Genomic DNA, 18,865 nt, shown 5'->3' on the forward strand with positions numbered 1-18,865 from the left:
AAACTTGTTTTTATTTCTCCTTTGTTACTATTTAGATCTTTACTAGTTTTCGTTTTTCCAATTTAGTCTATCCATTTGGTTGTACTGCCATGGTGCACCATTATTTTCAATGTTAGTCATCATATTATTCAATTCCATAGGAGCAGCGCTTTGTTCCATTACTAGATAACGTCTCATATCCATAATAATAGAAAGTGGACTAATATTTACAGGACATTCTTCTACGCAAGCATTACATGAAGTACAAGCCCAAAGTTCTTCTGTTGTTATATAATCGTTTAATAAAGATTTTCCATCATCAACAAAAGTTCCTTTATTAGTATCTATATTTTTACCAACCTCTTCTAATCTATCTCTTGTATCCATCATTATCTTTCTTGGAGATAACTTTTTCCCTGTTTGATTTGCAGGACAAGAAGAAGTACATCTTCCACATTCAGTACAAGTGTAAGCATTTAATAATTGTACCCAATTTAAATCTTGCACATCAGATGCTCCAAATTTAGCAGGAACAGCATCAGGATTTGCTGGAGCTGCAAAAGGATCTGCTGATGGATCCATCATTAGTTTCACCTCATTCGTAACACTTTCTAAATTATCAAATTGTCCTTGTGGATTTAAATTTGCAAAATAAGTATTTGGGAAAGCTAATAAAATATGTAAATGTTTTGAAAAGTATAAATAATTCAAGAATACTAAAATTCCACAAATATGCAACCACCAAGAAGTTCTTTCAATCATAAAAACCACACTATTATCCATTCCATCAAAAATAGGTGCAATGAATTGAGAAATAGGAAAACTTCCTGCTTGATGATAATGAGAAAAACCTCCAGATACATATTGTAAATGAAAATCAGCGGCATTCATTGTTAAGAATAAAGTCATTAAAACAACTTCAAAATAAAGAATGTAATTACCATCATTTTTTGGAAAACCTTGCATTTCTGGTTTCCAAAAACGTTGTAATTTAACTACATTTCTTCTTATCCAAAAAACAATAACAGCCACTAAAACTAATAAAGCAAGCACTTCAAAAGAACCAATTAAGAAATCATAAAAGCCACCTAAAAAAGCAAATATTCTATGAGTTCCAAATAATCCATCAATGATTATTTCTAGAACTTCAATATTAATAATTACAAAACCAACATAAACTATAATATGAAGGAAACCTGCAATAGGTCTCTTTACCATTTTAGATTGTCCTAAAGCAATCATAGCCATATTTTTCAATCTAGCTGATGGGTTATCTTTACGATTTACATCTTGACCCAATTTTATATTGCGAATTAGCTTTTTGACATTTTTAGCAAAATAACCAATTCCAATAATCAATATTATAGCAAATAATATATTAGGTAAAATACTCATAAGGCTTAGTCTTTATTAGTTTGTTCTTTTATTTGATTCTTTTCTGGAGCTACATAAGGTTTTTCTTTCTTACCAAAAAGAGAAACATTAACGTAACGCGTTGGATGTAATCTTAAATCTTGTAATAACAATTCGAGTTCTTTTGAAGCTTTGGTAAAATTAGTATACATAGCTTCATCATTCATTAATTTGCCCATTGTACCCTTACCACTTTCAATACCTGACATAATTTTATCTACACTAGCTAAGGTTTTTTCTAAATTTTTAACTGTTTTACCTAAATTAGCTTTAGCTAAAGAATCAGACATAATTGCAAAATTAGATGTGGTTTTGTCTAAATTAGCAAAAGAATTATCTAGCTTTACTTTATTCTCACTCAATAAAGAATTTAAATTTTTTGAAACACCACTAAATTCAGTCATTGTTCTATTAAGTTCTGAAATGCTACTTTTAAGATTTGATTTTGTTTTTTGATCCAAAATTTCATTAAAATTGGCAAACAAAATATTAGCGTTATCTAATAACTTGTCTATTTTATCTTTCAAAGGAATCATTTGTTCTGCCAAAGCATCAGTAAGACCTAATTTTGAATTTGATTTAAGAAACTCACCAGATTCAATAATAGTATTATCTTCATCATTAGGAATAATAATAATTTCTTTTCCTCCAAGTGGTGAAGAACCCGAAAGCTCAGCTATACTAGATTTAGAAATTGGATAATCCGAAGTAATTGCCAACTCAACTTGAACTTTCTTATTATCCAAAAAATGATATGAATTAACTCTTCCTACATTAACTCCTTTAAGTTTTACTAGAGATGAAGGTTCTAAACCTTCAACTGAATCGTAAATAACATATAGCTTTTTACTAGAATCGAATAGATTTCTACCCTTTAAAAAACTATAACCCCAGATAAAGAGTAAAATTGAGGAAATAACTAAAATAGCGGTTTTAATTTCTTTGGTCAGTTTCAAAATAAATTATTTTTAACAAAAATAAAACTTTATTTTATTTAATTGCATCTGATAGGTTAATTTTTACTCCATCTTTATAAGCAACAATAAAAGCCGATTCAAAACCTTTACTTTTGGCTTCAGTTAATTTATTTTGTGCATTTTCATAAGTATCCTCAGAACCAAAAAGATACTTATAAATTTTTCCAGATTGTTTAATATGTACTCCATTCAAACCTTTAAAATTAGAAGGAGTAGTTGCAATTTTTGAACCACTTGCAGATAATTGAACCATGAATTGAATTCCTTTCCTTGAATTATCTATTACTGATTCTATAATACTTTCTGGTGTAGTTACTTCTTCTTTTATAACAAGATCAACTTTTGAAACAGAACTACCCGATTTAAAATATTGTTTTTTATAAGATAAAATTGCATCTGCTATTGCTTTAGCCATCTCGTTCTGTCCTTTTTCAGTATTTAAATATTCTCCTTCTACTTTATTAGATAGAAAACCTATTTCAATAAGAACACCTGGCATATAAGAAGCATCCAAAACCCATAATGGTGCTTGTTTTACACCTCTACTCTTTTTACTTAACCCATTTTTAAAGTTTTCTTCAACAAATGCTGCTAATTCTATACTTTGATTTAAATATTCTTCTTGTAAAATTTTTAAACCTATTAAAGATTCTGGTCTATTGGGATCAAACCCTTTATAATTTTCTTTATAATCATCTTCCAATAAGATAACAGAATTTTCATTTTTTGCCACATCTAAATTCGTTGCACTTCTGCTTAATCCCATAACAAAAGTTTCTGTTCCAAAAGCAGAATAATTTTTAGCAGCGTTACAATGTATTGAAACAAATAAATTTGCATCTTCTTTATTAGCTCTAATGGCTCTATCTTTTAATTCTACAAAAACATCTGTTCTACGAGAATAAAAAAAATCAAAATCACTGTCTTTACTTAAATACTCTCCAACTTTTAAAGTAACAGCTAATGCAATTTTTTTTTCTACAAAACCATGATGTACATTTCCATAGTCTTTTCCACCGTGACCAGCATCTAAAACAACTTTAAATTTTGATCTAGTCTGAGAAAATGCAAACAAAGCATTAAAAAACAAAACTATGATTATTAGCACTTTAAGATTATTTTTTAATCGAGGTATATAGCAGGTTTTTATTAGCATAGTTATAATTTTATTAAAAGCTTATTTTTACAAAAAAATATATGTAAGTTTGACACTTCAAAAAGTAAGCCAAATTTTTACAAAAATACTATTATTAGCGTTGTATACAAAGTTATTTCATATCGTTTTTTTAGCAATTTTTCTAACAATTGGAAATAATGCATTATATGCTCAAGAAATAAAACCTAAAAAATCTTTTAAAAAAGATAAAGAGGTCTTATCTAGTAATCCTAAAGAAGCTTCAATAAAAACTGATTCTACTAAATCAAGTGAAATTAACACCACTGAAACCATAGAAGTCAATATAAAAAAGGATGACACTATAAAGAAAAAACCTTTACTTGAAGGTGTTGTTACTAGAAAAGCTAAAGATTATGAGAAAGCCAATCAAAAAACAAAAGAACTTACTCTTTATAATGAAGCTGAACTATATTATACCGATATTGAACTAAAAGCAGGAATTATTGTTTTAAATTATGAAAAAAACGAAGTTTATGCTGGACGTATAAAAGATAGCTTAGGAAATTATACGCAATTTCCTGTTTTTAAACAAGGTGATAATATAATTGAGCCCGATTCTATCCGCTTTAATTTTAAAACTAAAAAAGCATTAGTATGGAATTCTAGAACTAAGCAAGGTGAAATGAACATAAAAGCTGAAGTTTCTAAAAGAGAAAATGACTCTGTATATTTCCTTAAAAATGCTAGAATTACGACTTCAAAGAATATTGATGATCCAGAATATTATTTTTTAGTACGAAAAGTAAAATTTGTACCTGGCAAAAAAGTTGTAGCTGGGTTAACCAATTTAGTTATCGTCGATGTTCCAACACCTGTAGGATTACCTTTTGCTTACTTCCCAATGACAGATGAAAGTACTTCTGGGTTTATTGTTCCCACACCAGGACAATCTAATCAGCAAGGATATTTTTTACAAAATGGAGGTTATTATTTTGCTTTGACAGATTATTATGATCTTGCTATCTTAGGAGATTATTACACCAATGGTAGTTACGGATTACGCTTTGAAAGTAGTTATGCCAAACGTTATAAATTTAATGGTAGAGTAAATTTCAGGTTTGAAAACAATATTCAAAGTGAAAAAGGTTTACCAGATTATGTTAAATCAAAGCAATACAATATTCAATGGTCTCACAGTCAAGACGCAAAAGCAGCAGCTAATTCACGTTTTTCAGCCTCAGTGAACCTAGGTAGTAGTCAATATTTTAGGCAATCTGTTAATTTAGCAAATATAAGTTCTGGATTAAATAACAACTTAAGTTCTTCTGTTTCTTATTCAAAAACTTTCCAGACAATTCCACAAGTTAATTTATCCTTGTCAGCAACTCACAATCAAAATACAAATACAGAAGTTATCAATATGACTTTACCTACACTACAAGCTAGTGTGGATCGTGTTTTTCCGTTTGCTCCTGCAGATGGAGCTAAAAAAGGGTTTATAAAAAACATTAATTTCCAATACAATTTAAGAGGAGAAAATAGAATTGCAACTGCTGATTCTCTTTTTTTCAAACCTCAAATGTTTAGAGATGCTAAAACTGGTTTTCAGCATACAATTCCTATTAGTACAAATTTTAAAGTTTTTAAATACTTTAGCGTAACTACTGGAGCTAGTTATAATGAAGTTTGGGCTCTAAATACTATTGAAAAAAAATTCAGTACTACTGAAAATAAAGTTTTAACAGAAGATGTTAAAGGATTTGATGCTTTTAGAACGTACAATTTTAATGCAAGCATTGGAACAACAATTTATGGTACATTTAGTTTTGGTGAAGACAAAAAATTTCAAGCATTAAGACATGTTATGCGTCCAAGTGTTTCTTATGGCTACACACCAAGTTTTGATCAATATTATGACACTTACGCTATTGATGCAACTGGTAATACTTATAAAGATTACACTCGTTTTGAAGGAGGACTTTTTGGTGCTCCTGGAAAAAGCTATTCTAATAGTTTAGGCTTTTCTTTAAGCAATACTTTTGAAGCAAAAGTAAGAGATGATGAAAATACTAAAGGTGATCCTAAAAAAGTAATGCTCTTAAACAATTTGAACTTTTCTGCTAGTTATAATTTAGCAGCTGATTCACTAGCTTGGTCTCCAATGCGTGTGAGTGGTGGAACTCAATTATTTAAACAGAAAATGAATGTTAACTTTGGAGCTACTTTAGATCCTTATGCAATTGATAACTCTGGTAGAAGAATTGAAAAATATAATATTGATAATGGTGGAAGTTTATTTAGAATGACTAGTGCCAATATGACTTTAAATTATGGTTTTTCAAGTTCTGATGGAGATAAAAAAGGAAAATCGTCTAGTCAAACCGAACAAAATGGTGGACGTCAAGATGATTTATTTGGTACGGGGAACAATTTAAATGATAATAGACAAAGTCTCTTTGATGACGATGACGATGAAGACGAAGAAAAGAAAAGTGATGAATGGTATAATACCAAATTACCTTGGGATTTACGATTAGCCTATTCTGTAACTTATAACAATAGTAATCGTCAAAGCGAAATAGCCTCTCACTCCTTAATGGTTTCTGGTAACATTGAATTGGCACCTCGATGGAAAGTTGGTGTTTCTTCTGGTTATGATTTCAAACAAAAAGGAGTAACATTTACTCAATTACGTTTTGAAAGAGATTTAGAAAGCTGGAGAATGAGTTTTAATTGGGTTCCTTTTGGAAACAATACTTATTGGGGCTTCTTTATTGGAATAAGCTCTTCTATTTTGAGTGATATTAAATGGGAAAAAAATCAAATACCTGATAGAGTATTTAGATAACCCTCAAACGAGTAAAATTTACAAAACATGAAAAAAATAATCTTTACAGACAAGGCACCAGCACCAATAGGACCTTACAATCAAGCTGTATTAGTTGGTAACACTCTATACACATCTGGTCAAATTGCTATTGATCCAGCAAACGGTGAGCTAGTTTTAACAGACATTGAGACAGAAACAAAGCAAGTAATGGAAAACATGAAAGCGGTTCTTGAAGCTGCAGGAATGATTTTTGAAGATGTTATAAAATCTAGTATTTTCATCAGCGATATGAATGATTTTGCTAAAATAAATAAGGTTTATGGTAGTTATTTTGACGAAAAAAACGCACCTGCTAGAGAAACTGTTCAAGTAGCTTGTTTACCTAAAAATGTAAACGTAGAAATTTCTATGATAGCTATTAAATAAAAGAATTATATATTTAACAAACTCAATCTCATGCTTCAAAAAGTATGAGATTTTTTATATTTTAATCCCTTCAAAATGAAAATAGTAAAAACCATTTTATTTTACCTAATATATACCCTTTTGAGTATTTCTCTTTCAATGCTTCAAATACATTTAGAAATTGGTAGTAGACCAAACTCTAAATTTGCTGGATCCTTACATGATTTTATTATTATTAGTATTGGAACAGTTTTAGGATTAATTACTGCAATATTATTTTTTATAATTAATCATTTTGGATTAAAAAGTAAGATAAAAGAACTTTGGAAAATGATTGCGATACAAATAATTACATTGGTAATTATTTCATTAATAATACATAAAATTCATTATTTCTTAGAATTTGGTTTAGATGTTATTTAAAAATAAAAATCCCAAGCTTTCACTTGGGACTCTTAAAAATATATAACTGTTTTTTTTTACTAAGACAAAGCTGCTTTTACTTGATCGGCTGCTTCTTGGAATTGAACAGCAGATAAAATTGGCATACCAGAATTATCAATTAATTCTTTTGCAATTTCAGCATTTGTTCCTTGTAAACGAACAATAATTGGCACTTTAATTGCATCACCCATATTTTTATAAGCATCTACTACACCTTGTGCTACTCTATCACAACGTACAATTCCACCAAAGATATTAATTAAAATTGCTTTTACATTTGGATCTTTTAAAATAATACGGAAAGCAGTTTCAACACGTTTTGCATCAGCTGTTCCACCTACATCTAAAAAGTTTGCTGGTTCAAAACCTGCGTACTTAATTAAATCCATAGTTGCCATTGCAAGTCCTGCACCGTTAACCATACATCCTACAGTTCCATCTAAATCAACATAATTTAATCCTACTTCTTTAGCTTCTACTTCGATTGGATTTTCTTCACGAATATCACGTAAGTCAGCTAAATCTTTATGACGGAATAAAGCATTGTCATCTAAATCAACTTTTGCATCAACAGCAATAATTTTATCATCAGATGTCTTTAAAACTGGGTTGATTTCAAACATAGATGCGTCTGAACCAATATATGCTTTGTATAATGAATCAACGAATTTTACCATTTCTTTGAATGCATTTCCTGATAAACCTAAATTAAAAGCAATTCTTCTTGCTTGAAATCCTTGTAGGCCAACCGCTGGATCAATTTCTTCAGTAAAGATTAAATGAGGAGTATGTTCAGCCACTTCTTCAATATCCATTCCACCTTCAGTTGAATACATAATCATATTTCTACCTCTACCTCTATTTAATAATACAGACATGTAAAATTCTGAAGTTTCACTTTCACCAGGATAATAAACATCCTCAGCTACTAAAACTTTATGTACTCTTTTTCCTGTAGGAGGTGTTTGTGGTGTAATTAAATCCATACCTATAATTTGACCAGCAATTTCAGCCACTTGATCTAAATTTTTAGCTAATTTAACTCCTCCACCTTTTCCACGACCACCAGCGTGAATTTGAGCTTTAATAACATGCCATCCCGTTCCTGTTTCAGCTGTTAATTGTTTTGCTTTAGCTACTGCTTCTTCAGCATTATTGGCCACATGACCACGTTGAATACGCACTCCGTAGCTAGCTAATATTTCTTTACCTTGATATTCGTGTAAATTCATAATATAATAGGTTATTTCTTTTAAAAAGTGCCACAAAAATAGGAAACTAATTTTTAATTGGCTAACATTTTTATGGATAATTTGGAAAAGTTAAAGCCAGTAAATAAAATTCACAAACCTATATGTTGTTATATTTATAACTTAATGTTATTTTTTGTTTAATATTATCAAAATTAAGAATTAGTACCTATAAATAGCATTAATTTGCATAAAAATACAGAAGATGAAAAATCAAGATTTATTGCAACTTGTGGAAGAATTTGGCTCTCCTCTATATGTTTATGATGCAGAAAGAATTGAAACCCAATATAACAGATTAACAAAAGCTTTTTCAAAAGTGGAGCAATTTAAAATCCATTATGCTGTTAAAGCTTTATCGAATATTTCTATTTTAAAAGTGCTTAAGCGATTAGGGTCTGGATTAGATACTGTTTCAATTGAAGAAGTTTTATTAGGCTTACATGCTGGCTTTGAACCTAAAGAAATTATGTACACACCAAATGGTGTTTCCCTTGAAGAAATTGAAAAAGTGGCGCAAATGGGTGTACAAATTAATATTGATAACTTATCTTTTTTAGAACAATTTGGAACAAAACATCCAACTGTACCTGTATGTGTAAGAATCAACCCGCACGTCATGGCAGGTGGAAATGCTAATATTTCTGTAGGCCATATTGATAGTAAATTTGGAATCTCAATTCATCAATTACCTCATTTATTACGTATTATTGAAAATACAAATATGAATATAAATGGTATTCATATGCATACAGGTTCTGATATTTTGGATGTTGATGTGTTTCTTTATGCTGCAGAAATTTTATTTGAAACGGCTAAAAACTTTAAAAATTTAGAATTTATAGATTTTGGGAGTGGTTTTAAAGTTCCTTACAAAAAAGATGATATAGAAACAAATGTAGAAGAATTTGGTAAAAAATTAACCAAGCGTTTTTTAACTTTCGAAAAAGAATACGGAAAACCATTAACCCTAGCTTTTGAACCAGGAAAATTTTTAGTTAGTGAAGCTGGTTTTTTCTTAGCAAAAGTAAATGTGGTAAAACAAACCACTTCTACTGTTTTTGCAGGAATTGATAGCGGTTTCAATCATTTGATTCGACCAATGTTATATGGTTCCCAACATCATATTGAAAATATATCTAATCCTAAAGGAAAAGAACGTTATTATTCAGTTGTAGGTTATATTTGTGAGACTGATACCTTTGCGAATAATAGAAGAATTGCTGAAATTCATGAAGGAGATATTCTTTGTTTCCGAAATGCAGGAGCGTATTGCTTTTCAATGGCTTCTAACTATAATTCGAGGGTAAAACCAGCTGAAGTTATTTGGTTAAATGGAAAGGGATACTTAATAAGACAAAGAGAAAGTTTTGAAGATATTATTCGCAACCAAGTTGAAATTGATGTTTTAAATGATACTGTTTTAATTTAACATAGATAGCTTCTTTAACGAGAAGCTTTTTTTATATCAAATAATTATTTATGTTTGGAATTCATTAGTAATACAAATGGAAAAACTATCCGAAAATAATAGAGGACTCCAATTAACAGTTCCAGTCATTTTATTTATAACAAGTCTACTTTTATGTGTGTTTTTTTTAAAGAACTATGCTATTTATATGACAATATTACTTGTTATATTAATTACTTTTTTTTCTCTGTATATACTTAAAATTTATAAACAGACAGAAAATATTTTTTATGATACTAATTACCTTTATTTAATTGGAAATCAAGGAGAAAGAAAAATAAAGCTAAATCGAATAAAACGAGTAAAATTAACTTTATCCGAGCAAAAAATCTTTGGATTCCAATATTATTTATATCGAATCGATTTTAAAATAGGAGAATATAGTTTAGATTCTGTTGAATTTTGGATTAGCAATAGCAATAAAAAATTAGGAGAATTTGAAAAAATGATAAGCTATTATTATCCTAATATTAATATAGAACATCATGCAAGTACTTTTAATAATTAAGAAAAATATGATGAAATATATAACAGCTATAATAGTAAGTCTTCTTTTTAATAGTTCATTTTCACAATTAAAAGTCTTAAAAGATTTTGACTTCCAAAACAAAAACTATAAATTTTTCTTTTATGAATCCTATAATGGTCAAAAAAGCAAAGATTCTATTATAAAACCATTTGCAATTAGTGATAGCAAGAAACTTGAGGAATTAAAAAATTCTTGGATAGGAAATAATGAAGCTACCGAAATACCTGATTGTGGTTATGATTATACCATTTATGTTATTGAGGAAGACTCACTAGTAAGTACTTTAAGTGTAAATACAGTGTGTGGACATATTCATGCTTTTGGTAAAGAAACTTCCTTCGATTTTACTCCTAACAATCCTTTTAAAAGTCTGATAAAAGATTCTGATGTTTATGCAGGAGTTTTTACATCTAGTGTACTATTAAAATCAAGAAGATTGTATGCGCTACTTAAAAATCAAAAAAATATATATTACAAGTCAGTAGAATATGATAATTGGGTTAATTATGATGGGCAATTTTCTTATAATATCTATTCAAAAAATGAAAATATTGAATTAAAAAATAGAAATGAAATAATTGAAGATCTTTATAATAAGTTTAATAATGATGATGTTTTTATAAAGTATTCAAGTATTTCAACTAATTCTCTAGGTGGATATATTTATTGTAGTAGTGCTTTTTATGAGGAGTTAAAAAATAATATTCCAATTTGGAATGATTTTGAACTTACATTATCTAAAATAGGAATATGGGAACCTTGGAGTAATGTTTACAGTAGAAAATATTATTCAGCATATCTTTTTACAAATGATGAAAAAAAACTAGATGAATTGATAGAAAAAGTAAAAAATATTGAAGGTTTAAATGATAATAGTATTACAATAAAAAAATATTAATTATTTCAATTCGAAACTTATTTTACAATTAAATAACTGTTCTGTATCATATAATTTCGACATAATCATAAAAAAAGCACCAAAACAAATTTATTTTGGTGCTTTTTAATTAAAATTAATCAAGGTTAAATACGGTAACTTTCCAATTTCTACTTACTGGGTCAATTGCTCCAAGAATAGATGCATTTAAGAGTCGAATCCTTATTGTATTGTTATCAGTTACGTAACAACTCCAAGTTAATCCGCTTTCTATTGAACCTAGGGGAGAACAACTACATGTACTATTTTGAGATAATCCATTAACAGCTATTTCTAGTTCTTGAGAAAGCAAATTGCCAATTGACGGAAAATCTAAATTTTGATTTATAACAATTCCTTTCATCAGAATTTCTCTCACATCATCTTGATTTGTAAAATATAAGTTATTCCCATCATATTCCATTGCTCCTTCCTCAGGTGTAACAAGATTTGTTCCCACTGTAAATTTTAATGGAGCTGAATTTAATGAACCATCAGAAGCTGGTAAATTTAATTTTGCTGAAGGATCAAGCATTCCTACACCTACATTTCCATTTGCTCTTATTGTAAAAGAACTACTATCTGATACATTATCAACCTTTGTAGTATTTATAACTAATTTTGTTGGTAAACTTGAACTTGTAGGTGCTCCATCAATAAAGTAATGAATTCCTCCTACTTCCTGCATTCCATTCCCGTTATTTGTTTTATATACTAATGCTCCTATTTCTTGATCAGGATTTAGTAATGTTGGATTATCTAATGTACCTCCAGTATTGTATAATATTACATTGGGAGGATTTGTATTAGCACTGGTGATTTGAAAATCATTATCTCCTGGTCCTCTAAACTCAAATCTTTCAACAGGATCATCTGTTCCTATTCCAAACTTTCCTGTGTCTGTTACCACAATTTTTGTACCGCTAGCATCAGCTTGTTTTGAATAAATTAGTGGTTCTCCATTTTGATTTGTCCCTGATTTCCATTCATCTGAACTGACAGGAATCCAGTCTGTGTTTGAATTATCCCAATAAAAAAAACCTTTTGGGTAAACTCTTGAATTTTTAATTAAATTATTAGACAGATATATTAACATACCATCCTGATCCATAGAAGGATTAATTTGCGATAAATTATTTACTCTTGGAATTAATAAGCCATCTTTTGGGCTAGGATTAGAATAATCAGTAGATTTAATATCTAACATTGCAGAAGGAGAAGTGGTATTTATACCAACTTGTCCTAACATTAATGAGCAAAATAATAAGCTCACCATACTTAGGTACTTTTTTTTCATTTGTTTATTTGTTTGTTTGTTTCCAACAAATTTAATGTATTACTTTCTTAATTAAAAAATAAAACCCAAACAAAACATCGACAAAAAACCCATAAAACAGACAAAATACATTTTCATTACTATTATCTTTAAGTTTAATAACATGATTAATCTTGTTAAAATAAATTATTTTAACTTAAAATTAACAAAAATAATTAATTTATAACACAAATTTATTTTATTGTGATTAAATCAATTAGAGCGAAACTTAGATTATTTTATTATAGAATCAATTTTGAATTTTAAATAATCTATGTCTTTTATATAATAAATTTTATTTTCACTCCTTTCAAGTGTATTAAGTAATTTTGAATAATAAAAAACGGCACTATCTTTTTCTTTTTTAGAATTAAAACAACTACCTATTTTATATAAATTGTCAGATAAAGAAGAAACTTTGTAATAGTAAATAGCAGAATCAAACATTTTTAAATTTTCAAAACACAATGCTATGTTTCGATTATTATTCATTTTTGTACCCAAATACTGAGAATAAGGAGTATCTATTATTTTATACAATTGTAATGCTTTATGAAATTTTTGTTGATTATATAGTGCAATTGCTTTGTATTCAAGAAAAATAGTCTCTTTTTTGTACTTCTTATGAAGTTTATCTGCAAACAATTCAGTTTGTAAAGGATTAATTTCAAGTAAACTATCTAATTTAAAAGTATAAATATCGATCTTTTGTTTGTAAATATGTGAAGTATCTTTTTTAAACTCGTAATCCATATCTCTCTCATAAGATTTCGATTTAAAGCTCTTTGCAAAAATACTCAATTCAAGAAAAAATACTCCGACTATATTAAATGCGATATATACTAAAATAACAAAAGCTACTATTTTAAAAATTTTAATCTTCATTAAAAAAAAATAAAAAATAGATTAGATAATATATAAAAAAGAATGTTCCTACGTATAAAATATTTTTTCCATGTTTTCTATCTGATGCAGTATATTCAAAAACTCTTTCTCCATTAGGTAACGTTTTCTTTTGTGTCAATAAAACATAACCAATAATAAAGCCCAATAAACCACCTAACATTGCGAAAACATATCCAATTACTATCCAAAAGGAATCGCTTTTTTCGGGCTTCCTTAATTGTGAAACTCTTTTGTTTTTAGCTTTTTCAATAGCTTCTTCGGTAATTTCAATTCCTCTATTTTCTAATAAACTAATAGCTAAAAGATAATCTAATTCATTCCACTCGTCTTTTTTATGTATAATTTCTATTAATTCTTTATCAGAAAAAGAGAATAAATAATAATCTTCTGGCAACGTTTTTATAAATTCTCTTGAATCACTTAATACAATTTCGTCAGCTTTCTTAAAATCTTCTTGTTTTATTTTAACTTCAAATTCATTTAATAAAACACTACTAAAACTAGAATCTAAAGAGTTTTTGTTTTAAATATATTCGTTTACTAAAGCATGTTTTGTCAATAAATTAGAAATATATTTAGCTAATTCTTCAGTTGGATATTTTTTATAGGTCACAAATGCCATATACCCTAGTTCATTATTTCTTCCAAGATTTTAGCTTCAGTACCATTTGGTAGAGTAATTTTTAATTTCAAAGCAACTGTTGGTGCTATTTGAGTAATTTCTTTTTTATTATATGAAGCTCCATGTTTTATTTTCCAACCATAAAAAAGTAAAGGTACGTGAGTATCATATGCATATGGTGAACCATGTGTTGTTCCTGTTGCTCCGTATTCTAAATAACCTGGTTTTTCTAAAATAACTAATTCACCATTTTGAATAGGGTCATAACCGTTAGCAATAAATTTTAAGTACATATCACTTCCAAAAGCTGCTAAAATTTCTGAATCTGTATAAACTCTTCTAACAAAGTTTTGCTTGTAAATAAATGTCTTGAATGTATTTTTAATTTCTGTTAAATCTAAATTACTTGCCTCAATAACTTCTTTATCGAAAAACACATTTGAGTTTGAATAATCTAAAATAACATTTTGCCCATATTTTTCTTCTGAAAAAACTTCTAACTCCTTGGTAAACTTTTTAGTATTTATTTGGTCTACGTTATATTTATTATCTTTTAGATAAGTTACATTTTCAGCACCAGCATGATCTGCAGTTAAGAATACCAAATAGTTATTTTTACCAACATTCTTATCTAAATAAGTTAGAAATTCAGCAATAGTTTCATCTAATCTTAAGTATGTGTCTTGCAATTCAATTGATCGAGGTCCTAATAAATGTCCTATATAGTCTGTAGAGGAGAAACTAACAGTTAAAAAATCAGTTGTATTATCTTTTCCTAAACTTTCTTTTTCAATAGCTTTCATTGCAAAATCAGCTATTAAATTATTTCCAAAAGGAGTTGAACGCAATACACTAGCATCATTATTTTCATACATTTCTTTCATGTTATAAGGAAAGAATGGTATCTTTTTATATAGTTTACCTTCGTATGGATTATTATCATTCAAGCTTTCATTATACACTTCCTTTGGCTTAAATAATTCCCATTTTTTATTTAAATATTTCTCATAATTTTTTTCCTCGTTAAATTGAGTAACCCAATCTGGTAATTTTTCACCATAATATGTACTTGAAACAAAAGATCCAGTTTTACTATACCAAAATGCCCAATCTGCAAAATGACCTGCTGGTAAGATAGCTCCTCTATCTTTTAAACTAATACCAATTACTTTTCCTTGAAAATTTGTTGCCAATTTCAATTCATCTGTAATAGTAGTACTCAATAAATTTTTAGGAGACATTTTCCCTTCATAATCGGTTCCATTTCCTAAAGTAGATACAGAATTATCATCGGTACAATACATATCTTTACCTATAGCTTTATTAAACCAATTATTTCCCACAATACCATGAACACTTGGAGTTGTTCCTGTAAATATGGAGGCATGACCTGGACCTGTATAAGTTGGCATATAGGTATAATGCATATTATGAAATGTATATCCTTCTTTCATTAAACGTTTAAATCCATTTTCAGAAAAATCATTAGAAAATCGATATAAATACTCCATTTTCATTTGATCTACCACAATACCAATTACTAGTTTTGGGTTATCTTGGGCTTTTAAAAAGGCACTAATAAGTAAAGCGAAAAGTATAGAAAACTTTTTCATGGTTCTTGTAAAATTTAAATATTTTGTATTCTTAAACAATAGTTTCAGCTACTTCTAAAAGATTATTTTGTTATTTCGAAAATATCGTAACAAAAAATATAATCTTCATTATAAACGTATAATTGAGTTTTATTTTTAAGATCCTTTCGTACTATAAAAGAAATCTTTAGAGGAAAACCATCAATATTATTGCATAGATAAGAGTTAATTTCATCTACTTTTGTAACTTCTTTTGGAAGGTACTCAGCTATTGAATAATATTGGATAACATTAGAATAGATAACAATTTTATTTTTATCATAATCTAATTTTACAATGGTTTTTGCTGGTTCTGGTGTACTCCATTTCCCCCATTCTCCTTTTTTGTTTTTTTGTAAAACAGTTAGTGATGTCGTTTGAAAATTAAATTGTTGTGCATTTACTATACCTACTGTAAGAAAAGTAAATAAAGTAATATATTTAAATAGTTTCATAAAAAATTAAAAAACAAAATTATGTATTTCTTCTTTTGCATTATTAAACTCGTTGATAATAGTATCAACAATAGTTTGAACAGGTAAAATGTCATGAATTAGACCAGCAATTTGACCAATTTCTAATTCTCCATCTTCTAAATCTCCCTCAAACATTCCTCTTTTTGCTCTTGCCCTTCCTAGATATGACTTCAAATCGTCTGGTGTAGGACATTTGGCATATAACTCTTGCAATTCGGTATAAAATTTATTTTTTATTAAACGAACTGGTGCCAATTCTTTTAATGTTAGAACGGTATCGCCTTCACTGGTTTCTAAAATTGTTTTCTTAAAATTATCATGAGAGCTTGATTCCGTTGATGCTGCAAATCGGCTTCCCATTTGAACTCCATCTGCACCTAATGTCATCGCTGCTAGCATTCCTCTTCCAGTTGCAATACCACCAGCTGCAATTAATGGAATGCTTATATTCTCTCTTACCATAGGAATTAAAGTAAGAGTTGTAGTCTCTTCTCTTCCATTATGACCTCCAGCTTCAAAACCTTCTGCTACAACTGCATCAACACCTGCTTCTTGCGCTTTTAGAGCAAATTTTGAACTACTTACTACATGAACTACTGTGATTCCTTTTTGTTTCAGAAATGATGTCCATGTTTTAGGGTTTCCAGCTGAAGTAAAAACTATTTTTACTCCTTCTTCAACTATAATTTGCATGATTTCCTCTATATTAGGATATAACATAGGTACATTAATTCCAAAAGGTTTGTCTGTAGCTCTTTTGCATTTTTGAATGTGCTCTCTTAATACCTCTGGATACATAGAACCAGCACCAATTAATCCAAGACCACCTGCATTACTAACAGCACTAGCTAATTTATAACCACTGTTCCAAATCATTCCACCTTGAATAATTGGATATTTTATATTAAAGAGTTGGGTAATTCTATTCATTATTGTTTGATTAATTTCCCTTGCAAGTTAGTATTATTAGTAGAAAAATCATAGATATAAATACCCGAAGATAAGTGTTCTAAAGAGATGTTTTGTTGATTTTGGAAAACAGAGACTTGTAACACTTTCTGTCCCAAATTATTATACAAATTAAACTCTCCATTAGAACTATTATTCAATTTAATAAACAATTCTTTCTTAACAGGATTAGGATATAATACTATTTCTATATTTGGAAAAGATTCAATGTTTAAAGCGTTGTTTAAAGCCAATTGAAAATCGGGAACACCGTATCCTTTAAAAATATCTGGATTATTATATTGATCGGCAGATTGTTTTACATATTGTATTACTTCACTAGCTGTCAAATTTGGCAAAGCAGACCAAAAAGAAGCCACCATTCCAGCTAATATTGGACTTGAGAAAGATGTTCCGCTAGCAGTGGTAATTGTTCCTACTGTATTACTGATTGTGGCACTTTGTCCTTTCGCACAAACATCTGGTTTTACTCTACCATCAAATGAGGGTCCAATAGAACTAAAACTAGCATAAGCTTCAGTATTTGTTACAGCACCAATTGTTAAAATATTATCTGCATCGGCTGGTATGCTAATATGTTTTTCCGAAGTATTACCATCATTCCCAGCACTTACCACACAAACAATACCTTTTGAAAGTGCTATTGAAGCTCCTCTTGATGCAAAACCAATTTGACCATTTCTTTGTGAATAAGAATAACTATAATTAGAATTATCATAATCTGTATAACCTAATGAAGAATTAATTACATCAACTCCTAAACTATCAGCCATTTCTAAGGCTTCCACCCAATATGATTCTTCTACTGGATTTTCAGAAGTAGTATCTTCTGTAATAAATAAATAATACTCAGCATCAGGAGCAGTTCCTACTAATTGTCCATCTACAAAACCACCCATTGTAGAAAGCACATTGGTACCATGAGAATATCTTGTGTAAAAATTAGTATTTCTATCAGGAAAATTATACCCTCCCAAAATTAAATTATTATCTCTCAATCTCTGAAAAGATGAAGCTGTATCTACACCTGGAAAACCTGCATCAAGTATAGCAATGACTTTTCCTTGTCCAGTATAATCTTGTTGATGTAATAAATGACCATTCAACATTTGAATTTGATTGTTTGAATTCCCGTAATTAAAATTGGTCATAATCTCAAACTCTTCATTATTCCTATTAGAACTGGAAGGATTATCATTTCTTGTTGAAGGATTCAAACTATGGTTTGCAAATTGAATATGATCTACAAAGTTTAGAGCTTCTAGTGATTGAATATTGAACTGTGTTCCTCTAATATGTAAAGCATTTAACCATTTAGATTTAGCCATAATCGTAATTCCTGAAGTTGCAGCAATTTGATTAATATATGTTTGAGAAATAGGAATATCTTTAATATCTAGAGCTATGTTTTGAGTTGTCCTTCTGTCTAAAGCTCTTTGTGACAACATTTCAAGAGGATTATTTGTATAATATACTTCATCCGGCTTATCTGTAAAATAAACCCAAGCATCTTCTTGTGCGAAAGAGCAAAATGACAATAATAGAAATAATAGTGTTCCTAATTTTCTCATAATCAAAACAATTTATATTCAAATATATTAAATTCTGAACTTTA

Annotated in this window: 17 protein-coding genes; 6 read left to right on the forward strand and 11 right to left on the reverse strand. The window is 28.8% G+C overall.

Going from position 1 to position 18,865, the window contains the following annotated elements:
- Window positions 1–42: 42 nt before the first annotated feature.
- The 3 genes from FIA58_RS14190 to FIA58_RS14200 are packed head-to-tail and all read right to left on the reverse strand — an operon-like array spanning window position 43 to window position 3,477.
- Complete coding sequence (locus FIA58_RS14190) at window positions 43–1,374, reverse strand: (Fe-S)-binding protein (RefSeq protein WP_140963146.1); 1,332 nt, start codon at window positions 1,372–1,374, stop codon at window positions 43–45.
- 5 nt (window positions 1,375–1,379) lie between these two features.
- Window positions 1,380–2,348 (reverse strand): MlaD family protein, encoded by a 969-nt coding sequence (locus FIA58_RS14195; RefSeq protein WP_140963147.1) that lies wholly within the window; start codon window positions 2,346–2,348, stop codon window positions 1,380–1,382.
- Between the two features lie 34 nt (window positions 2,349–2,382).
- On the reverse strand, window positions 2,383–3,477 hold the full coding sequence (locus FIA58_RS14200) for an N-acetylmuramoyl-L-alanine amidase family protein (RefSeq protein ID WP_317167910.1): 1,095 nt from the start codon (window positions 3,475–3,477) through the stop codon (window positions 2,383–2,385).
- Between the two features lie 97 nt (window positions 3,478–3,574).
- Between FIA58_RS14200 and FIA58_RS14205 the strand changes: the two genes are divergently transcribed.
- From FIA58_RS14205 to FIA58_RS14215, 3 genes are all read left to right on the forward strand, one after another.
- A complete protein-coding gene (locus FIA58_RS14205) occupies window positions 3,575–6,334 on the forward strand; it encodes a putative LPS assembly protein LptD (RefSeq protein ID WP_140963149.1) in 2,760 nt (919 codons plus the stop codon).
- Between the two features lie 27 nt (window positions 6,335–6,361).
- Window positions 6,362–6,742, forward strand: a complete 381-nt coding sequence (locus FIA58_RS14210; protein WP_140963150.1) for a RidA family protein — start codon at window positions 6,362–6,364, stop codon at window positions 6,740–6,742.
- Between the two features lie 75 nt (window positions 6,743–6,817).
- A complete protein-coding gene (locus tag FIA58_RS14215) occupies window positions 6,818–7,144 on the forward strand; it encodes a hypothetical protein (protein ID WP_140963151.1) in 327 nt (108 codons plus the stop codon).
- Between the two features lie 59 nt (window positions 7,145–7,203).
- On the opposite strand, the gene sucC is transcribed toward FIA58_RS14215, so the two are convergent.
- Window positions 7,204–8,397 carry an ADP-forming succinate--CoA ligase subunit beta gene (gene sucC / locus FIA58_RS14220; RefSeq protein WP_140963152.1) on the reverse strand — a complete coding sequence of 398 codons (1,194 nt, stop codon included), beginning with the start codon at window positions 8,395–8,397 and terminating at the stop codon, window positions 7,204–7,206.
- Window positions 8,398–8,620: 223 nt separating this feature from the next.
- On the opposite strand from sucC, the gene lysA reads away from it, so the two are divergent.
- The 3 genes from lysA (at window position 8,621) to FIA58_RS14235 (ending at window position 11,313) form a co-directional block, all read left to right on the forward strand.
- Entirely contained in the window at window positions 8,621–9,847 is a 1,227-nt protein-coding gene (gene lysA, locus FIA58_RS14225; protein ID WP_140963153.1) for a diaminopimelate decarboxylase, read from the forward strand.
- A 76-nt stretch (window positions 9,848–9,923) separates the two neighbouring features.
- Window positions 9,924–10,394: a hypothetical protein gene (locus FIA58_RS14230; protein ID WP_140963154.1), complete on the forward strand. Its 471-nt coding sequence runs from the start codon at window positions 9,924–9,926 to the stop codon at window positions 10,392–10,394.
- A 7-nt stretch (window positions 10,395–10,401) separates the two neighbouring features.
- The gene (locus FIA58_RS14235; RefSeq protein ID WP_140963155.1) at window positions 10,402–11,313 is read left to right on the forward strand and encodes a hypothetical protein; all 912 of its coding nucleotides are present in this window, start codon (window positions 10,402–10,404) and stop codon (window positions 11,311–11,313) included.
- 115 nt (window positions 11,314–11,428) lie between these two features.
- Here FIA58_RS14235 and FIA58_RS14240 read toward each other — a convergent pair whose 3' ends face one another.
- The 7 genes from FIA58_RS14240 to FIA58_RS14270 form a co-directional block, all read right to left on the reverse strand.
- Complete coding sequence (locus FIA58_RS14240) at window positions 11,429–12,628, reverse strand: hypothetical protein (RefSeq protein WP_140963156.1); 1,200 nt, start codon at window positions 12,626–12,628, stop codon at window positions 11,429–11,431.
- Window positions 12,629–12,880: 252 nt separating this feature from the next.
- Window positions 12,881–13,531 carry a tetratricopeptide repeat protein gene (locus tag FIA58_RS14245; RefSeq protein ID WP_140963157.1) on the reverse strand — a complete coding sequence of 217 codons (651 nt, stop codon included), beginning with the start codon at window positions 13,529–13,531 and terminating at the stop codon, window positions 12,881–12,883.
- The gene (locus FIA58_RS14250) at window positions 13,521–13,946 is read right to left on the reverse strand and encodes a hypothetical protein (protein ID WP_140963158.1); all 426 of its coding nucleotides are present in this window, start codon (window positions 13,944–13,946) and stop codon (window positions 13,521–13,523) included. The genes FIA58_RS14245 and FIA58_RS14250 overlap by 11 nt, the downstream gene beginning before the upstream one ends.
- A gap of 233 nt (window positions 13,947–14,179) precedes the next feature.
- Window positions 14,180–15,787 carry an alkaline phosphatase PafA gene (gene pafA, locus FIA58_RS14255; protein WP_140963159.1) on the reverse strand — a complete coding sequence of 536 codons (1,608 nt, stop codon included), beginning with the start codon at window positions 15,785–15,787 and terminating at the stop codon, window positions 14,180–14,182.
- Between the two features lie 62 nt (window positions 15,788–15,849).
- Complete coding sequence (locus tag FIA58_RS14260; RefSeq protein ID WP_140963160.1) at window positions 15,850–16,260, reverse strand: hypothetical protein; 411 nt, start codon at window positions 16,258–16,260, stop codon at window positions 15,850–15,852.
- 6 nt (window positions 16,261–16,266) lie between these two features.
- On the reverse strand, window positions 16,267–17,211 hold the full coding sequence (locus FIA58_RS14265) for an NAD(P)H-dependent flavin oxidoreductase (RefSeq protein ID WP_140963161.1): 945 nt from the start codon (window positions 17,209–17,211) through the stop codon (window positions 16,267–16,269).
- The gene (locus tag FIA58_RS14270) at window positions 17,211–18,821 is read right to left on the reverse strand and encodes a S8 family serine peptidase (protein ID WP_140963162.1); all 1,611 of its coding nucleotides are present in this window, start codon (window positions 18,819–18,821) and stop codon (window positions 17,211–17,213) included. The genes FIA58_RS14265 and FIA58_RS14270 overlap by 1 nt, the downstream gene beginning before the upstream one ends.
- Window positions 18,822–18,865 lie beyond the last annotated feature (44 nt).

Origin of the sequence: Flavobacterium jejuense, assembly GCF_006491595.2 — a bacterium.
Lineage (GTDB): Bacteria > Bacteroidota > Bacteroidia > Flavobacteriales > Flavobacteriaceae > Flavobacterium > Flavobacterium jejuense.